Genomic DNA, 17,090 nt, shown 5'->3' on the forward strand with positions numbered 1-17,090 from the left:
TTCTTATTTAATTTCTTCAAAATCGAGATAATCTCCTTTATCGACCTTTTTGGGTTCGTGAGGAGGGATGGAGGGTTCCTGGGCATTGTTGCCAGGCCGTGCACCTGTTTGATTTTCATATTGCTGCCGCATATGTTCCTGCATATCGCTCATTTGCCGGCGTACCTGCTTAGTCACTTTATATCCTGGTATGAGCAGATCAAACACCAGTTTATACAACAGCCAGGCAATAAATATGGAAAAGAGTAGTTTCAACATAATGGTGCGAAGTTAGCGGAATATACTATCCGGCTGCCTGAAAATCACCTCATTTTAAGTTTTTTTTAACTTTCCAGCGGATCACAGACCCAACAGGGCAGCAGAGGCCAGGGCTTCCTTTTTATTATATGCCCAGGTCATTTTGCGATAGTTAACGGCGTCAATGATGGTACCTACAAAGCAAAAGCCGAGGGTCACTACATAAATAATTCCCATGGCGATCTGGTTGAGCAGAAAGCGCTGAACGCCAGCTACGGCTACGAAGCCGATCAGGCTGCAGATGAGAATAGTTTGAGGATCTTTGCGCCGGCTCTGGTATACAGAGAGAAAGCGCTGCTTATTTTCGGCAGAATAGCTTTTGGTTAGTTCCTGTAGCCACAACATTTCCTCCGTTTCAATTCCGGGGAGCATGGCAAATGAAAAGTCACTCATAGTATTGGGTTTATGATTGTTTAAAGTCTGCATATTGAAGGCGTGCCAGTTGTGCGGTGCGGTAAAGCAGCACTACCACCACTACGGGCGATAGCCAGTGATGGTGAATAGCAGCAGACCATTGTCCATGTAAAAAATAATGGATACCATGGCCTAGGCCGCAACCGGGACAAAAGGGGATACCAATATTTTTGAGCAGGCATAAACTGGCGGCATTTTCTTCGGGCTTCATGAAATAAAGGAGGAGAAGCCCCATGGGCCATGCGATAAATTCAATATTTATTTTTCGCCAGAAAGCAGTGTCCACGTCAGATATTTTAAAAACACATATGATTGATGGCAGTGCATCTCTCGTAATTATTTATATACAAGTTAAAGAAATAGTTTTTCAATCAAAATAAAATCCTAATTTTGTAGAAGGAAAAATGATTCAAACGAAGGGGACGAGATATTGTCCCCTTCGCGCTTTTTGTATGGCAAACGAACACGTGATAAAAACTATCCGGGAAATGGCAGAAGGACTGCTGGTTAATGATCCCGACAATTTTTTGGTAGACATCAGAATTAAGCCCACTAACAATATTAAGCTCTTTTTAGACGGAGATAAAGGGGTGCCGGTGGCTACATTGGTGTCATTTAACCGCCAGTTATACCCTTTACTGGAAGCGGCGGAACTGTTCCCCAACAACGATTTCTCCCTTGAAGTGTCTTCTCCCGGACTGGATGAACCGCTCAAATTACACAGACAATACCTTAAAAATATTGGACGTAAAGTGGAAGTAACCTTGCTGGATGGCTCTGTGAAAGAGGGCACCCTGCAATCAGCTACAGAAGAGGCAATTAATATTGAAGAGCTGATTGGCAAGAAGAAAGAAAAGAAATCAACTGATTTAAAACTTAATGAAATAAAGCACACAAAGGTGTGCATCGTGTTTTAAAATATAACAACTAAACATGGCTAGTATTAACTTGATTGAGTCATTTACCGAGTTCAAGGAGGCGGAAAACATTGACCGTCCTACATTGATGAAGGTCCTGGAGGATGTGTTTAAAACACTGCTGCGGAAAAAGTATGGCTCAGATGAGAATTTTGACGTGATTGTAAATACCGAAAAAGGTGACCTTGAAATATTACGCCGTCGCACTATCGTTACTGATGGAGAAGTAGAAGATGACAATGCACAAATCGCCTATTCCGAAGCTATCAAGGTAGAACCGGATTATCAGGTAGGTGAAGATTTATATGAAGAAGTCGAGATCATGGATTTCGGTCGCAGGGCTATCCTGGCGGCTAAACAGACACTGTCTGCCCGTATCGGCGATCTGAAAAAGAACATCCTGGTTAAAAAATATGCTGATAAAGCAGGTGAAATTGTAAATGGCGAAGTATATCAGGTTTGGAAAAAAGAAGTTTTATTGCTTGATGATGAGGGGAATGAGTTAATTTTGCCTAAATCAGAACAAATCCCCACTGATTATTTCAAAAAAGGGGAGAACGTAAGAGCGGTGGTGAAGAAGGTAGAAATGAAAAATAATGCACCACTCATCATTCTCTCCCGCACACATCCATCCTTCCTTGCTAAATTGCTGGAAATTGAGGTGCCTGAGATCTTTGACGGGCTTATTGTTATCAAGAAAATAGTTCGCGAACCCGGTGAAAGAGCCAAAGTGGCTGTTGAATCCTACGACGACCGTATCGATCCGGTTGGTGCCTGTGTGGGTATGAAAGGTAGCCGTATACATGGTATCGTACGCGAACTGAGAAATGAAAATATAGATATCATTAACTTTACCACCAACATTCAACTGTTGATTCAACGCTCTTTAACACCTGCCAGAATCAGCCGCATGGAAGTGGATAACGAAAACAAATACGCTTCTGTTTACCTTAACCCAGACCAGGTATCACTGGCCATTGGTAAAAAAGGCGTAAACATCAAGCTGGCTTGCGAACTGACTGGTTTTGAGATTGATGTATTCCGTGATGAAGCACAGGAACAGTCTGAATTTGATATCGATCTGGAAGAATTCTCGGATGAAATCGAAGAATGGATAATAGATGAACTGAAGCGAATAGGTTGTGACACTGCCCGCAGCGTATTAGAGCTGACTGTTGAAGAACTGGTTCGCCGTTCTGATCTGGAAGAAGAGACAGTGCAGGATGTAAGAAGAATATTACAGGAAGAGTTTGACAAAGAATAAAGCCGAGCCACAACCCTTCCCAGGTAAAGGCCTTATTAGAAAGGGAATTGATTTTTTCGAGTTATTGTTTAAACGTAAAAAAACATCCCGTTTTGAAGAAACGGGAAACAGGGGAGGCCCGAAATACGATATGCCTGAAACAACAAACAACACACCACGCTTGCTGGCTGCAGCCAAGGAGTTTAATATTGGTAAGGAAACCCTCATTGATTTCCTTGGCAATAAAGGCTTTGACATGGGCGGCTTTGGTTMTCCCAATGCTCGCCTTACGGCTGTTATGTATTCAGCACTGCAGGCGGAATTCCAACAGGACAAGGCTAACAAACGCAAAAGCGACCAGATAGCCCTGCCCAAAGGAAGCGTGTTAGAAACGATGAAGAAGAAAGAGAAGGAGGAAGCGGAAGCGGCGGCTAAAAAGAATACCAATAAAGAAAAAGAAGAGGCAACTCCCACTGCTCCGGTAGCAGAGGTACCAAAACCCGAAGAAAAACGGGAACAACCTAAACCGGAACCAGTAAAGGAAACCCCTAAACCGGAACCACAACCGCAGGTGCCTGTTGCCCAGGCAACTACACCTCCCGCAAAGGAAAAAGCTGAACCGAAGCCTGAACCAACCGTTGTTACAGCTCCCCCTGTTGCGGAAGTTCCGAAAGCACCGGCAACGCCTCCTCCGGCAGAACCAGAAGTAGTTAAAACAGAAGCGCCGAAAATTAACGGCCCTAAAGTCATCACTACCATCGATCTGGACGCATTAAACCGCAAGAAACCAGTTGCTAAAAAAGCAGAACAGGACGAAACTCCAGCTCCACAGCCAGAAGCAGTAAAACCTCAGGTAAAGGAAGAAAAGCCTACCCCGGTAACTACCGCTCCTGTTGCTGAAAAAGAGCCAGCGCCCAAACCAGTTCCAGCTCCTCCTGTACAGGAAGCAACTACCCCTCCAGCTGTTGAAAAAACAGCTGATAAAGCCGTAAAAGTAGAACAGGCCCCTAAAGCCGAAACTACCCCTCCGGCAGAGATAGTAGCGAAAACAGATAAGACCGATACGACAGAAAAAACGGAAAAAGCCGCACCGGTTGAAGATAAACCTGTAGTTAAAAAAGTGGAAGAAGTATTACAAGAGGCAAAACCGGCTGCAGTCAAAGAACCGGCGCATATTCCTGTTAAACAAGTMGTGAAAACGGAAAATCGCAAACCCACTGCTGTCGATAACACACCACCAACACCTCCTCCGGCTGCCCCTCAGGCACAGGAAGAACAGCCTGGTGCTCCCGCTGTTATCGAAAATATTCAGGCCGAAAAATTAACCGGCCCTAAAGTAATCGGCAAAATTGAGCTGCCAGTTCAATCTGACAGACGCGATAACAACAAAAACAACTTCAGCAGGGACGAGAAACGCAAACGCAAGCGTATCATCGTAGAAAAGAAACCTGAACCTGTTCAGCCTAAAGATTTCAAAGAAGGCGATCGCAAAGAAGGCGGCGCTCCGGGTGAACATCGCCCGCATCATGATAATCGCGGCGGACAAGGTGGCAATCGCCCTCACCACGATAACCGTGGCGGCGGCCATCAGGGCCAGGGGGGAAACCGTCCTCAGGGCGATAACCGCAACAATCGTCCAGGCGGCACTAACACCGGAACCGGTGGTGGTTACAACAGACCAGCAGGACAAGGTCAGGGCGGCGGCTATAACAGGCCAGCAGGTCAAGGCGGTCAAGGTCAGGGTGGTAACAGACCAGGCGGCCAGGGTGGCGGATACAACCGTCCAGGTGGTCAAGGCCAGGGTGGTAACAGACCAGGCGGTCAGGGCGGTGGCTATAACAGGCCAGGCCAGGGCGGCGGTTATAACAGACCAGGTCAACACCGTGGTGAAGACAAACGCACTACTGAAGAAAAAGAAATCGATAAGAACGAGATCCAGAATAAGATCAAGGAAACAATGGCCAAACTCGGTGGCGGTCGCGGTAAAAACGTGAAAGCTAAACACCGTAGAGATAAACGTGAAGAAAGAGCCCAACAGAAAGCTAAAGAAGGAGATGGAGACAACAAACTCCAGGTAACAGAATTCGTTTCTGTATCCGAATTGGCTAACCTGATGGACGTAAGCTTCGCCGAAGTAATCTCTAAATGTATGGGCCTCGGTATCATGGTATCTATCAACCAACGCCTCGATGCGGAAGTAATAGAACTGGTGGCCGGCGAATTTGGTTATGAAGTGGAATTCATTGGTCTGGAAGATGCAGAGGAAAATGATGATGAAGAAGAAGTAGATGATCCCGCAGATCTCCTGCCTCGCGCTCCAATCGTTACCATCATGGGTCACGTTGACCATGGTAAAACCTCCCTGCTCGATTATATCCGCAGTGCAAACGTGGTAGCCGGTGAAGCCGGTGGTATCACCCAGCATATCGGTGCTTACCAGGTAACTACTGCCAGTGGCAAAAAAATCACCTTCCTCGATACACCTGGTCACGAAGCGTTTACCGCGATGCGTGCCCGTGGTGCCAAAGCAGCAGATATCGCTGTTATCGTGGTAGCTGCTGATGATGCCATCATGCCACAAACAAGGGAAGCAATATCCCACTCTCAGGCTGCTGGTCTGCCAATGGTATTCGCTATCAACAAAGTGGATAAAGAAGGCTCCAACCCTGAAAAAATTAAAGAACAACTGGCCGGCATGAACCTCCTGGTAGAAGACTGGGGCGGTAAATACCAAAGCCAGGAAATATCTGCCAAAAACGGATTAAATATAGACCTGCTCCTCGAAAAAATATTACTGGAAGCGGAACTCCTGGAATTGAAAGCCAATCCAGACCGCGAAGCATCTGGTAGTATCGTGGAAGCTACACTGGACAAAGGCCGCGGTTACGTTGCCTCCCTGCTGGTACAAAATGGTACCCTCCGTCAGGGCGATACCATCGTATCCGGCTCCTTCTTCGGTAAAATCAAAGCCATGTTCAACGAACGTGGTCAGAAAATGGATGAAGCAGGTCCTTCTATGCCAGTACAGGTGCTCGGCTTAAACGGTGCTCCTCAGGCTGGTGAGAAATTCAAAATGTACGCAGAAGAATCTGAAGCTAAAGAAGTGGCTAACCGCAGAGCTCAGATCGTTCGTGAACAAGGTATCCGTACCAAGAAACACATTACACTGGATGAAATCGGTCGCCGTCTGGCACTGGGTAACTTCAAACAGCTGAACCTGATCATCAAAGCCGACTTTGATGGTTCCGTAGAAGCATTGAGCGACTCCCTGCAGAAACTGTCAACCGAAGAAATCGTTATCAGCATCGTACACAAAGCAGTAGGTCAGATCACAGAATCCGATGTATTGCTGGCTACCGCTTCTGACGCCATCATCCTCGGATTCCAGGTACGTCCTTCTTCTCAGGCTGCTAAGCTGGCGGAAAAAGAAAATATCGAAATCCGTAACTACTCCATCATCTATGACGCTATCGATGAAATCAAGAGCGCCATGGAAGGTATGTTGGAACCAAAAATCGAAAAGAAAGTGGTGTGCAACGTTCAGGTGCGCGAAACTTACAAATTCGAAAAGGTTACCGTGGCAGGTTGCTTCGTTGTCGATGGCAAGCTGACCAGAAACACCCGTATCAACGTAGTACGCGATGGTATCGTAGTACATACCGGCGAACTCGGCTCCCTGAAACGTTATAAAGATGACGTGAAAGAAGTTGCCGCCAATATGGAGTGTGGATTAAGTGTTCGCGGATACAGCGACCTCAGACCAAACGATAACATCGAAGGTTTTGAAGAAGTAGAAGTAAAAAGAACATTATAATAATGCCTAAAGCATAACGCATAAGGCAAGAACCAATTAAAGCGGATGATACCAACGATTACCTCGTTGATATTATTCGCTTTAATTGCTTTTAACTCCCCTGGTTAACAGCCTGATATCTACAATAAAAGGCTGCCAGCCCTTTTCATCTAAACTTTTGTTAAATCCGTCGACTTTCCCTATGCTACTGACCTTTAAATGGTTATTTTTGATTTTTACCGCTTTTGTATGAAGAAACTTTTAGCATTATCCGCAGGCGTTTTGCTTATTTGGCAAGCTGCTTCGGCACAGCAAAAACTGATTGCAGATAAGATTATCGGCGTAGTGGGGGATAAAATTATCCTCAAATCCGATATGGACGGTGCCCTCGCCGATCAGATGCACAACTCTCCAGATGGAAACCTGGTGCCCGATGCTGCCTGCAGAACACTGGAAATGCTGATTTCCCAGAAAGTCATGGTACTACAAGCGGAAAGAGATAGCTTACCCGTAAGCGATGGTGATGTGGAAGCCCAAATGGAAAACCGTATCCGTTACTTCGAACAGATGTATGGTACCAAGGAAAAAATGAAAGAAATCACCGGCTACTCCATTTACCAGCTCCGCGAACGCTTCCGCCAACCCATCAAAGAAAACTTGCTGGCACAGGCAATGCGTAACAAAATCATTGAACCAGTAAAAGTAACGCCGTCTGAAGTAAAACGCTTCTACGACGCCATTCCAAAAGATAGTCTCAAATTTTACGAATCTGAACTGGAAATAGGTACCATCGTATTAACACCGAAAGCCACCCGCGAAATGGACCAATATGCCATTGAACGTCTCCTGGATTTCAAAAAACGTGTGCTTAACAAAGAATCCGATTTCTCCTCCCTGGCAATTTTGTACTCTGAAGACCCTAGCGTAAAAGACAATAAGGGTATCATGCAACTGAACCGTGGCGATAAAAACTGGGACCCTGAGTTCATGGCAGCCTCCTTCCGTTTGAAAGAAGGTGAAATATCTTCTCCCGTAAAATCACAATTCGGATATCACCTGATTCAAATGGTGAAACGTGCAGGCGATAACATCTCTGTACAACATATCCTGCTGAGAGCAGCAGTAACCAAATCCGACCTGGCAGCTAATATCGCCAAACTGGATTCTGTCCGCGCCGGCATTCTGGCAGGTAAAATCAACTTCTCTGAAGCAGTAGCTAAATATAGCGATGCTCCCAGCGCTAAATTTGACGGAGGTATGCTCCAGTCTAAAACAGGCGATGGTAGCACCCTGATCACTATTGACCAACTGGACGAACCAGGCGAAAGAGAAATCGTAATGATGCTTGATACCCTGAAACCAGGCGGAATCTCAAAACCAGTACAATTCACAGACGAAACCGGCCGCCAGGCGGTACGTATCGTTTACCTGAAATCAAAGTCACAACCACATAGAGAAAATCTGACGGATGACTACTCCCGCGTACAACAACGTACCCTGGATATCAAACGTGCCGAAGCTATCAACAAATGGCTCATCGAAAAAATCCCTACTTTCTATGTGCATGTAGATGACGAATACAAAAACTGTAACCGTATTAGCCAGTGGATGGCATCCCTGGCCAAACAATAATAAATTAGCTTTTAGCAGTAGCTATTAGCCTTTAAAAAGCGGAGATGAGCGCATAAAGCTTATCTCCGCTTTTTTTATTCGCGCCCTAAAAGCCAACTGCTAAAAGCTAAATGCTATTTATAATATCTTCCCCGCTATTCCTGATAGCTTTCCCACTACCTTTCTGGTTTTCCCCTTTTTTGCCGTACCTTTGCGACTTCAATTTTCTGCCATGAGTGATGCGATCAAACATGAATGCGGTCTGGCATTTATAAGATTAAGAAAACCGTTTTCCTACTACCAACAAAAATATGGGAGTGTTTTCTATGGGCTAAACAAGTTATACCTGCTCATGGAAAAACAACATAACAGAGGCCAGGATGGCGCTGGTTTGGCTGCCGTAAAACTGAACACCGAACCTGGCGTTCCCTTTATGCACCGTATCCGGAGCGCTGCTCCCCAGGCGATCGGTGATATTTTCGCAAAAGTCCGTGATGAAATACAGGAGATAGAAAAATATCAGCCGGAAATCACCAAGTATCCCGGCCTGATGAAAGGACATGTGCGCTTCCTAGGTGAGCTGATGATGGGACACATCCGTTACGCTACCCAGGGTAAAAACAATGTGGAACTCTGTCACCCGTTCGTTCGCTACAATACGATTCCTGCCCGCAACCTCGCAATGGCCGGTAACTTTAACCTGATTAACACGGAAGAGCTCTTTGAATTCTCCAAAGCACAACCAGGTGAAGTACACAAAAACAGTGACCTTGCCGCCATGCTGGAAGTGGTACACCATTTCCTCGCCAAGGAAGATAACGAAGGCAGTAATGAACTCGATATCAAAAAAATCCTGCAACAGGCATTCTCTATGTTTGATGGAGGCTATCATACCTGCGGCCTCATTGGCTCCGGTGATGCCTTCGTAATCCGCGATGCACACGGTATCCGTCCTTCTTACTACTACATCAATGAAGATGTGATCGTAGCTGCCTCCGAAAGAGCCGCGATCCGCACTACCTTCAATGTAGGCGAAAATGAAGTGCTGGAACTGATGCCAGGTAATGCACTGATCGTTAAAAATAACGGCGACTACAGCATCGAACAAATTCTCGAACCTAAAGAGCGTAAAGCCTGCAGCTTTGAACGGATTTACTTCTCCCGTGGTAACGATGAAAAAATATATAAAGAGAGAACAGACCTCGGTCGCTACCTCTCCGGCACCGTACTGAAGGCCATCGACAATGACCTGCGCAATACTATCTTCTCCTTTATTCCAAATACTGCTGAAGTAGCCTTCTACGGCCTTTTAAAAGGACTGGAAGACTATCTCAACAAAATAAAGGTAGAACGTATCCTTTCCTGGGGCAAAGACTTCGATGAGGAAAAGCTCACTGAAATGGTGAACCGCCGTATCCGCATCGATAAAATTGCCACAAAAGACGTGAAAATGCGCACGTTTATTACCGAAGACTCCAGCCGTAACGAAATGGTACAACACGTGTACGATATCACCTACGGTAAAGTAAGACCCGGTATTGACTCCCTCGTGGTAATAGATGATTCCATTGTTCGCGGTACCACTCTCAAAGAAAGTATCGTGAAAATGCTGGATCGCTTGGGTCCTAAGAAAATCATCATCGTATCTTCTGCCCCGCAAATCCGCTACCCGGACTGCTATGGCATTGATATGAGCAAAATGGGTGATTTCGTTGCCTTCCAGGCTGCTATTGCACTCCTGAAAGACCACGGCAAGGAACACATCCTGCACGAAGCATATGGCCTCTGCAAGGAACTCCAACGCACCAATACCCTTCACGCACAAAACGTAGTGAAGAACGTTTATAAACCGTTTACACCAGAACAGATCTCTGCTAAAATCGCGGAAATACTGAATCCTGGCGGTATCAAAGCGGAAATAGAAGTGATTTATCAATCAATCGAAACCCTTCATATGGCCTGCCCGAACAACCTGGGCGACTGGTACTTCACCGGTGATTACCCAACTCCTGGCGGTAACCGCGTAGTGAATAAGGCATTTATGAACTATATGGAAGGCAAAAACGAAAGAGGATATTAATAAAAAGCAGAAGGCGTAAAGCTAAATGCATAAAGCTATTAAAGCGAATGATGGGAGTAAATGAGTAATGCAAATACTCACTCCGATCATTCGCTTTAATTTTATCTTCAACACTTTATGCCCCCTAAAACGCATGTTAATTTTATCTTAAATAACCGCTTCCCGGCCAACAGTATAAGTCTAACAAGTTAACTTCCTGTAAAATCTGTATTTTCGTTTTAGTTAACTATTGGTTTTCAGCCCATGAAAACGTTATTACTCATACGTCATGCTAAATCCAGCTGGACCGATCCGGACATGGATGACTTTGACCGGCCACTCAATAAAAGGGGAAAACAAAATGCACCCGAGATGGCCCAATACCTTATTTCGCGGGGGATGGTACCGGAACTAATTATTTCGAGCCCAGCCAAAAGAGCAAGATCTACTGCCAAAATAATGGCGGGTGAATGGAAGTATCCTAAACAGGCGATCCTGTTGGAAGAAGAACTTTATCTCTGCTATGCCGCCACCTTCCTCAAGGTAATTACTAAAATAGATGACGATTTCGGCGCCGTTGCCATATTTGCACATAATCCCGGCATTACCGATTTCGCCAACTACCTGACAGAAGAAATAAGGATAGACAACGTCCCTACTGCCGGTGTATTTGGCATTCAAGCCGACACCGATAACTGGAAAGACTTCGACCTGGCAAAGAAAAAATTCCTCTTCTTTGAATATCCCCGGAAAGACTAACCCTTCACTATTTTGTTATAAGAAGCCGTAATCCCCTTGATCAGCGAAGAACTGAAACCCTGGTGCTCCATTTCATTTAAGCCTGCAATTGTACAGCCTTTGGGGGTAGTTACCTTATCAATTTCTTCCTCCGGATGACGATTTTCCCGGATCAGCAGCTCCGCAGCGCCCTTTACCGTTTGCGCCGCAATAAGACTGGCTGTACGTGCATCAAATCCGATTTCTATCCCCCCCTGTATATTCGCGCGGATATAACGCAGGGCAAAGGCAATACCACAGGCTCCCAGCACCGTCGCCGCATCCATCAGTTTTTCATCAATAGTAACAGTGGCGCCCAGCTGGTCAAACATTGTTTTTATATAGCGGATCTGCTCCTCTGTTGCATGCTTATGCGCAATACAGGTAATAGATTCCTGTATAGCAATCGCAGTATTAGGCATGGCACGTACTACCGGCATACCAGGAAGTACATGTTCCAGGTCGTCAATACTCACGCCGGTTACTACACTAATCAATATATGGCGACTTGGGTCAAAAGAGGATTTGAACTCCTGCAATACTTCGCGCACATTGTAAGGCTTTAATGCCACCACAATTACTTCTGATTCCCGGATAGCAACAGCATTATCCGTTTCTATCCGAACACCTGCATCCCGTAAACCAACAAGCGTACCTGTATTTCGCTTGGTGACTGTAATATCACCGGCCTTTGAAAAACCGCTCTTCAGCAATCCCTGGGCAATGGCCGAGCCCAGATTTCCTCCACCTATAATGGCTATCTTTTTGGCTGACATAAAATTTTATGTTTACATTATAAATCCTACGGAAGGTATAACAAAAGACGCATCCGTGCAAGGAGCAGAAAGCTTTTGCTTATCTTGCATAGATGCAGGCATCACAGACAGCTACTGCGTTTTACGCCAGAATAAGAGAAGCACACAGTGTTGAGAATACAGAAGAAAAAACACGACACTATAAGCAAATACTGGAAATTCTTTTCAGAGAACTCACAAGGAAAGAAACCCGCTCCTTTGGGAACCTGTTTGCACGCATGCAGTTTTTCTTCGACCAGCAAACAGTTCCCCCGGATATTCTCCAGCAGCTGACCGCCCTCCGGATACTAACGAACAGGGCTACACGTGGTATGTTTCCCCTGCAGGATGCAGAACACTTACTTTGTATCAAAGCGCTCACAGAGTCCGTAGCTTGGTGCTATCAGGTAGCTCCGCCTGCTGCATTAACGGAGCTTTACGCCCCTGTTGGCGTACATAAATTATCGCTGGCCTACCAGCATCGCCCCGACAGCATGGCGCTCCTCAAATGTATGGTCACCGCAGTAGGCCCACTTAACACCGATACCCTCGGAAAATACACCCTGCTCCTCAATGTGAAAAACGATGAACAGGGCGACTTCCAGCTACAACTGGAACACATAGACCCGGTAACTGTGCTGTCTTTACACGGTTTGCTGCGCCCCTACGATACCATTCATGTACTTCACTGCCGCCAGGGTTCCGCCGGCCACGAATACGCTACCACCAGCGAAAGCCAGGTGGTACTGGAGCCAGACCTGTTGATTGATATCAGTGACCTCGCTGAATGCTTCACCCATAAAGGGCCTAACCGCCTGCTCTATCTTGTTAAAAAACTAACACCTCAGCAATCCAGCCCCGCTGCATTTAAGGGAAACCTCGTGAATGCACTGCTGGATGAGATGTTGCGCAACCGCGAGATCGATTTTAAAAGTTCCTTCGTTGAAGCAGTAGCCGAAAACGTGCTACAGGCGGCCGCCTATGGTCGGGAAAAAATAAATGAGATGTTCCGGGATATCAAGCAACATCACTGGGGGAATCTTTATAATACCGTAAAAGAACTACAGGATAAACCGGTACGTATTGAGCCTACCTTCTTCTCTGCCCAGTACGGCCTACAGGGGCGCCTGGACCTCATGGCAGAAGATGACGCCGATGAATACCGCAAGGAAATATTTGAGTTAAAAAGTGGCAAGTGTCCCGACTATAATACCTGGAAAAACCATGAAATGCAGGTAGTGGGATATAACCTGTTGCTTCGTTCTGCCTTCGGGCGGCATCGCAAAGGCAGCTCGGCAATTTTATACTCCGCTGCTGACACCAATCCATTGAGGAATGTGAGCAGTACTCATCTCACAGAAAATGACTTACTCGTGCTCCGTAATGAAGTGGTGGGTATGCTCCTCCGGCTGGCTGGCTGCGAGTTTGAAATACTATCTACCATTACTACGGCGGCGGCCATTGGCCTGCCATCTTTCAGCGCAGCACATTTCACCGCCTTTGAACAGGCCTGGCAAACCGCTCCGCCCGTCGCAAAGGCTTACTACCACGAGTTTCTGGCGTTTATGCTGCGGGAATATCTGCAGGCAAAATGCGGCATGTTCTCCGAAATAAACCGGGAAGACGATGCTGATGGCTTCGCCGCGCTATGGCTACAACAGGAAACCGACAAGCTTTCCCGCTTCAATATCATTCCCGGGCTTCGTTTTCGGGAGTTTGATACGGTAAACAGCTCTGTGTTATTTGATATAGTCGTACCCGTTAGCCATAATTTCCGCAAGGGAGATACCGCCATTATTTACCCCCGCACCAGCACGGAATTGCAGCCCATGCAACAACAGCTGCTGAAGGGTAGGATAGAGGAAGTAGGGAAGGACCTGCTGAGTTTTTCTTTGAACAACCGGCAAATGACCCTTGACTTCTTCCGGCAATTTGATGAATGGATCATTGAACATGATATTTATGAATCAAACTACTGGACGGCTACTTCTTCGCTGTTTCATGTGATTTCACCCCGGTACCGGGAACGCACCAACGTGCTGTTGGGCCTTACCGCCCCCCGCTGGTACCCCTTGCAGCATCCAACACCGGCGATGTTTAACCCTAACCAGGAGCAAATTGTAAGGCAGGCCCTCGAAGCACAGGATTATTACCTGTTACAAGGCCCGCCGGGCACCGGTAAAACATCTTCCCTGCTAACCACCATTGTGGGAGAAATGGTGAAACAAGACAACTACGTGATCATTGTAGCTTTTACCAATAAAGCGGTAGAAGAAATTTGTCATAAACTGACGGCTAAAAATATTACGCACCTGCGCATGGGGGGCCGCAGCTCGGATGCATCCCTAACATTAAAACAATATTGCCTGGATGGCTCATTGGATGAAGCCCGCGGCTATATCACCAGTCATCGTGTGTTTGTGGCCACAGTGGCTACAATGGCTACCCGTTTAGAGCAGTTAGTCATGATGGGGATTCCTACCGATACTTTAATTGTGGACGAAGCTTCGCAGCTGACAGAGCCTCAGTTGCTGGGGCTGTTAATGCCTTTCCGCAAATTTATCCTTATCGGAGATCAGAACCAGCTACCACCGGTGGTAGCGCAGGAGGAGTATTTCTGTCAGGCGAAGGCTCCTTGCTTATTGGAAGTAGGTATCCGCGACTTGCGTACATCTATTTTCGAACGACTGATATCCCGCTGTAAAACCAGCCACTGGCGCCATGCCTGGGGCATGCTGAATACCCATTTCCGGATGCACGACAGCATTGCGGCGCTGGTGAATCACTATTATGCCGGTCAATTATCCTCCGGAAGGCCGGAGCAACAGGCGGGATTTGATTTGTATAAAGATCATGAAAACATAGGATGGGAGCGGATTTTGTCTTTAGGAAGAAAGGTATTTGTTGCCAGCCCTTACGAGGCTACATCCAAAATGAATAAAACGGAGGCGCAATGGGTGGTATCCTTGTTACAACACCTGAAAAGCCGTTATGGGGCGCAGTTCAGTAAAGATACGGTAGGAGTGGTAACGCCGTGGCGTACGCAAATCAGCCTTATCCGCGAGTTGATCGCAGATGATGCCGCCTTGCAGGATATTAATATAGATACGGTGGAGCGCTTTCAGGGGTCCGAAAACGACATTATCATCGTTTCTTTGGCGGTATATCATGCGGCCCAGGTGCAGACATTACAATGCCTGGGGCAGTTTAACTGGGACGAAGAAGTCATAGAAGTGGATCGCAAGCTGTTGGTAACGTTATCGCGTGCACGAAAACAGGTGGTGATGCTGGGCTATGAGCCAGTATTACAGGACAGTGCGCATTACCGGAAGATGTTGGGGGAGATGGAGAGAGGGGTATTATAATAACTATGGCCACACGGTTAGTATGGCCACAGTTTAGACAACATCATATATGATCACTCCTGGTAAGCCAGGCTTTAATCCAAGGTTACGTGTCCCCAGTTTTCACCGCTTTTAATGCGGTACAGTTGCATTTCGCTGATGTCGAACTGTTCAGCGATTTGCTTCATGGTTTTTTTACCGGGTTTGTTGAGCAGGCGTTTGATGCTCTTTACTTTGGTTACATTCAGCTTCAGGCCTTTTACGCGATTGCGTTGCTTTTCTTTATAGGCCAGCTTTGCAGGGCTTTTTTGCTGATGTTCTTCCATTTCCTCTTTGGTTGCCCACTGGAGGTTAGAAGCTTTATTATTTTTCTTATCGAAGTCCAGGTGAATCACATATTTGTGTGCCCGGCCTCCTTTTTTGCTGAAGAGTTTGGCCACCTCGCGGTGTAGGTAGAGCGACTGGTAGCTATCGGCAGGCTTTACGTTTAATACCGTATAGCCTTCCACGGTAGACCCCGTGAGCAGCTTACCATCTTCGGTACTTTCATGATAACTGATCACTCTCCCCATGTTTGAAACGGCGTATTTTTTACGCAGGGCAGATTTGTTTTTAATCTGTAAGTCTTTCCAGACTTCATTTTTCAGATTTTTAATTGTGGTCATGTGAAAGTAATTTTTGTTTTTTTTATCCGCTGGGGTTATCCGTTTATCCGTAAACGTTACAACCAGCCATTTCAGTATCAGCTGGCAGAAAATCGTGTGCAGCTAATTGGGGAGCGGCCCTTTCGAATATATGGTCCTTGTATTGTAACACCACCGCGTCTAGTACTTCCTCTATCTCAGCTAATGTATTGTAAGTTACTAATTGTTGTCTGAATTCCTTTATATGCGGCAATCCTTTGAGGTAATTTGTGTAGTGCCGGCGCATTTCCAGGATACCAACTACTTCACCTTTCCAGGATACTGATTGGCGGAGGTGCTTTTTGCACACTTCCACTCTTTCTAAAACAGTTGGTAAAGGCAAATGTTCGCCAGTCTTCATAAAATGCTTAATCTCCCTAAAAATCCAGGGATAACCTATGGCAGCCCGGCCAATCATCACGCCATCCACGCCATATTTCTGTCTGGCAGCAATTGCCTGCTCCGGCGTACATATGTCACCGTTACCAAAGATAGGAATTTGTATGCGTGGATTGTTTTTTACTTTTCCGATGAGTGTCCAGTCGGCACTACCTTTATACATTTGGGTACGCGTACGGCCGTGAATGGTGAGGGCTTTGATCCCTACATCCTGTAACCTTTCCGCTACTTCTTCAATATTCTTGGTGTTATCATCCCATCCCAGACGGGTTTTGATGGTCACCGGCAGCTTGGTAGCCTTTACCACGGCGGCTGTCAGCTTTATCATTTTGGGCACATCCTTCAAAATACCGGCACCAGCACCTTTGCAGGCCACTTTCTTAACAGGGCAACCGAAGTTGATATCCAGCAAATCGGGATTGGTGGTTTCTACGATCTGCGCTGCCAGTGACAAGGATTCCTCATCACCGCCCAAGATCTGTATGCCTACTGGCCTTTCATAATCGAAAATATCCAGCTTTTTACGGCTTTTGATGGCATCACGTATCAGGCCTTCAGAAGATATAAACTCTGTATACATGAGATCGGCCCCATTATCCTTGCACACCGCACGAAAAGGCGGATCGCTCACATCTTCCATGGGCGCCAGTAATAAAGGGAATTCTCCCAGTTCAATATTTCCTATCTTCACCATAATTTATATAACCACAGCAGGTTTTGCCGTAGTTATTATTTTAATATTTTATATACTATTTCTTT

General features: G+C 46.2%; 13 protein-coding genes. 7 read left to right on the forward strand and 6 right to left on the reverse strand.

Features of this window, described 5'->3' with window-relative positions:
- Positions 1-3: 3 nt before the first annotated feature.
- From AC1DFM_RS15275 to AC1DFM_RS15285, 3 genes are all read right to left on the reverse strand, one after another.
- Entirely contained in the window at positions 4-258 is a 255-nt protein-coding gene (locus AC1DFM_RS15275; protein WP_477077596.1) for a hypothetical protein, read from the reverse strand.
- Positions 259-339: 81 nt separating this feature from the next.
- The gene (locus tag AC1DFM_RS15280; RefSeq protein ID WP_477077597.1) at positions 340-690 is read right to left on the reverse strand and encodes a TM2 domain-containing protein; all 351 of its coding nucleotides are present in this window, start codon (positions 688-690) and stop codon (positions 340-342) included.
- 10 nt (positions 691-700) lie between these two features.
- A complete protein-coding gene (locus AC1DFM_RS15285; protein ID WP_477077598.1) occupies positions 701-997 on the reverse strand; it encodes a DUF2752 domain-containing protein in 297 nt (98 codons plus the stop codon).
- Between the two features lie 166 nt (positions 998-1,163).
- Between AC1DFM_RS15285 and AC1DFM_RS15290 the strand changes: the two genes are divergently transcribed.
- The 6 genes from AC1DFM_RS15290 (at position 1,164) to AC1DFM_RS15315 (ending at position 11,093) form a co-directional block, all read left to right on the forward strand.
- Complete coding sequence (locus tag AC1DFM_RS15290) at positions 1,164-1,628, forward strand: ribosome maturation factor (RefSeq protein WP_477077599.1); 465 nt, start codon at positions 1,164-1,166, stop codon at positions 1,626-1,628.
- 16 nt (positions 1,629-1,644) lie between these two features.
- Positions 1,645-2,892, forward strand: coding sequence for a transcription termination factor NusA (nusA, locus tag AC1DFM_RS15295; protein ID WP_079471571.1), 1,248 nt, complete (start codon positions 1,645-1,647; stop codon positions 2,890-2,892).
- The gene (infB, locus tag AC1DFM_RS15300) at positions 2,879-6,685 is read left to right on the forward strand and encodes a translation initiation factor IF-2 (RefSeq protein ID WP_477077600.1); all 3,807 of its coding nucleotides are present in this window, start codon (positions 2,879-2,881) and stop codon (positions 6,683-6,685) included. The genes nusA and infB overlap by 14 nt, the downstream gene beginning before the upstream one ends.
- A gap of 228 nt (positions 6,686-6,913) precedes the next feature.
- Positions 6,914-8,296 (forward strand): peptidylprolyl isomerase, encoded by a 1,383-nt coding sequence (locus tag AC1DFM_RS15305; RefSeq protein WP_477077601.1) that lies wholly within the window; start codon positions 6,914-6,916, stop codon positions 8,294-8,296.
- A gap of 331 nt (positions 8,297-8,627) precedes the next feature.
- A complete protein-coding gene (locus AC1DFM_RS15310; protein ID WP_477077602.1) occupies positions 8,628-10,355 on the forward strand; it encodes an amidophosphoribosyltransferase in 1,728 nt (575 codons plus the stop codon).
- Between the two features lie 243 nt (positions 10,356-10,598).
- Positions 10,599-11,093 carry a SixA phosphatase family protein gene (locus AC1DFM_RS15315; protein ID WP_291919614.1) on the forward strand — a complete coding sequence of 165 codons (495 nt, stop codon included), beginning with the start codon at positions 10,599-10,601 and terminating at the stop codon, positions 11,091-11,093.
- Here AC1DFM_RS15315 and proC read toward each other — a convergent pair.
- Positions 11,090-11,887 carry a pyrroline-5-carboxylate reductase gene (gene proC, locus AC1DFM_RS15320; protein WP_477077603.1) on the reverse strand — a complete coding sequence of 266 codons (798 nt, stop codon included), beginning with the start codon at positions 11,885-11,887 and terminating at the stop codon, positions 11,090-11,092. The two genes, AC1DFM_RS15315 and proC, sit on opposite strands and share 4 nt — an antisense overlap.
- Positions 11,888-11,979: 92 nt before the next feature.
- Here proC and AC1DFM_RS15325 point away from each other — a divergent pair, with 92 nt between their 5' ends.
- The gene (locus AC1DFM_RS15325; protein ID WP_477077604.1) at positions 11,980-15,270 is read left to right on the forward strand and encodes an AAA domain-containing protein; all 3,291 of its coding nucleotides are present in this window, start codon (positions 11,980-11,982) and stop codon (positions 15,268-15,270) included.
- 74 nt (positions 15,271-15,344) lie between these two features.
- Here the strand turns inward: AC1DFM_RS15325 and AC1DFM_RS15330 are convergent, their stop codons facing one another.
- Both AC1DFM_RS15330 and dusB read right to left on the reverse strand, forming a co-directional pair.
- A complete protein-coding gene (locus AC1DFM_RS15330; protein ID WP_477077605.1) occupies positions 15,345-15,914 on the reverse strand; it encodes an NUMOD4 domain-containing protein in 570 nt (189 codons plus the stop codon).
- Between the two features lie 43 nt (positions 15,915-15,957).
- Complete coding sequence (gene dusB / locus AC1DFM_RS15335) at positions 15,958-17,025, reverse strand: tRNA dihydrouridine synthase DusB (protein WP_477077606.1); 1,068 nt, start codon at positions 17,023-17,025, stop codon at positions 15,958-15,960.
- Between the last annotated feature and the right edge of the window lie 65 nt (positions 17,026-17,090).

It is taken from the genome of Chitinophaga sp. 05T412 (genome assembly GCF_056396465.1).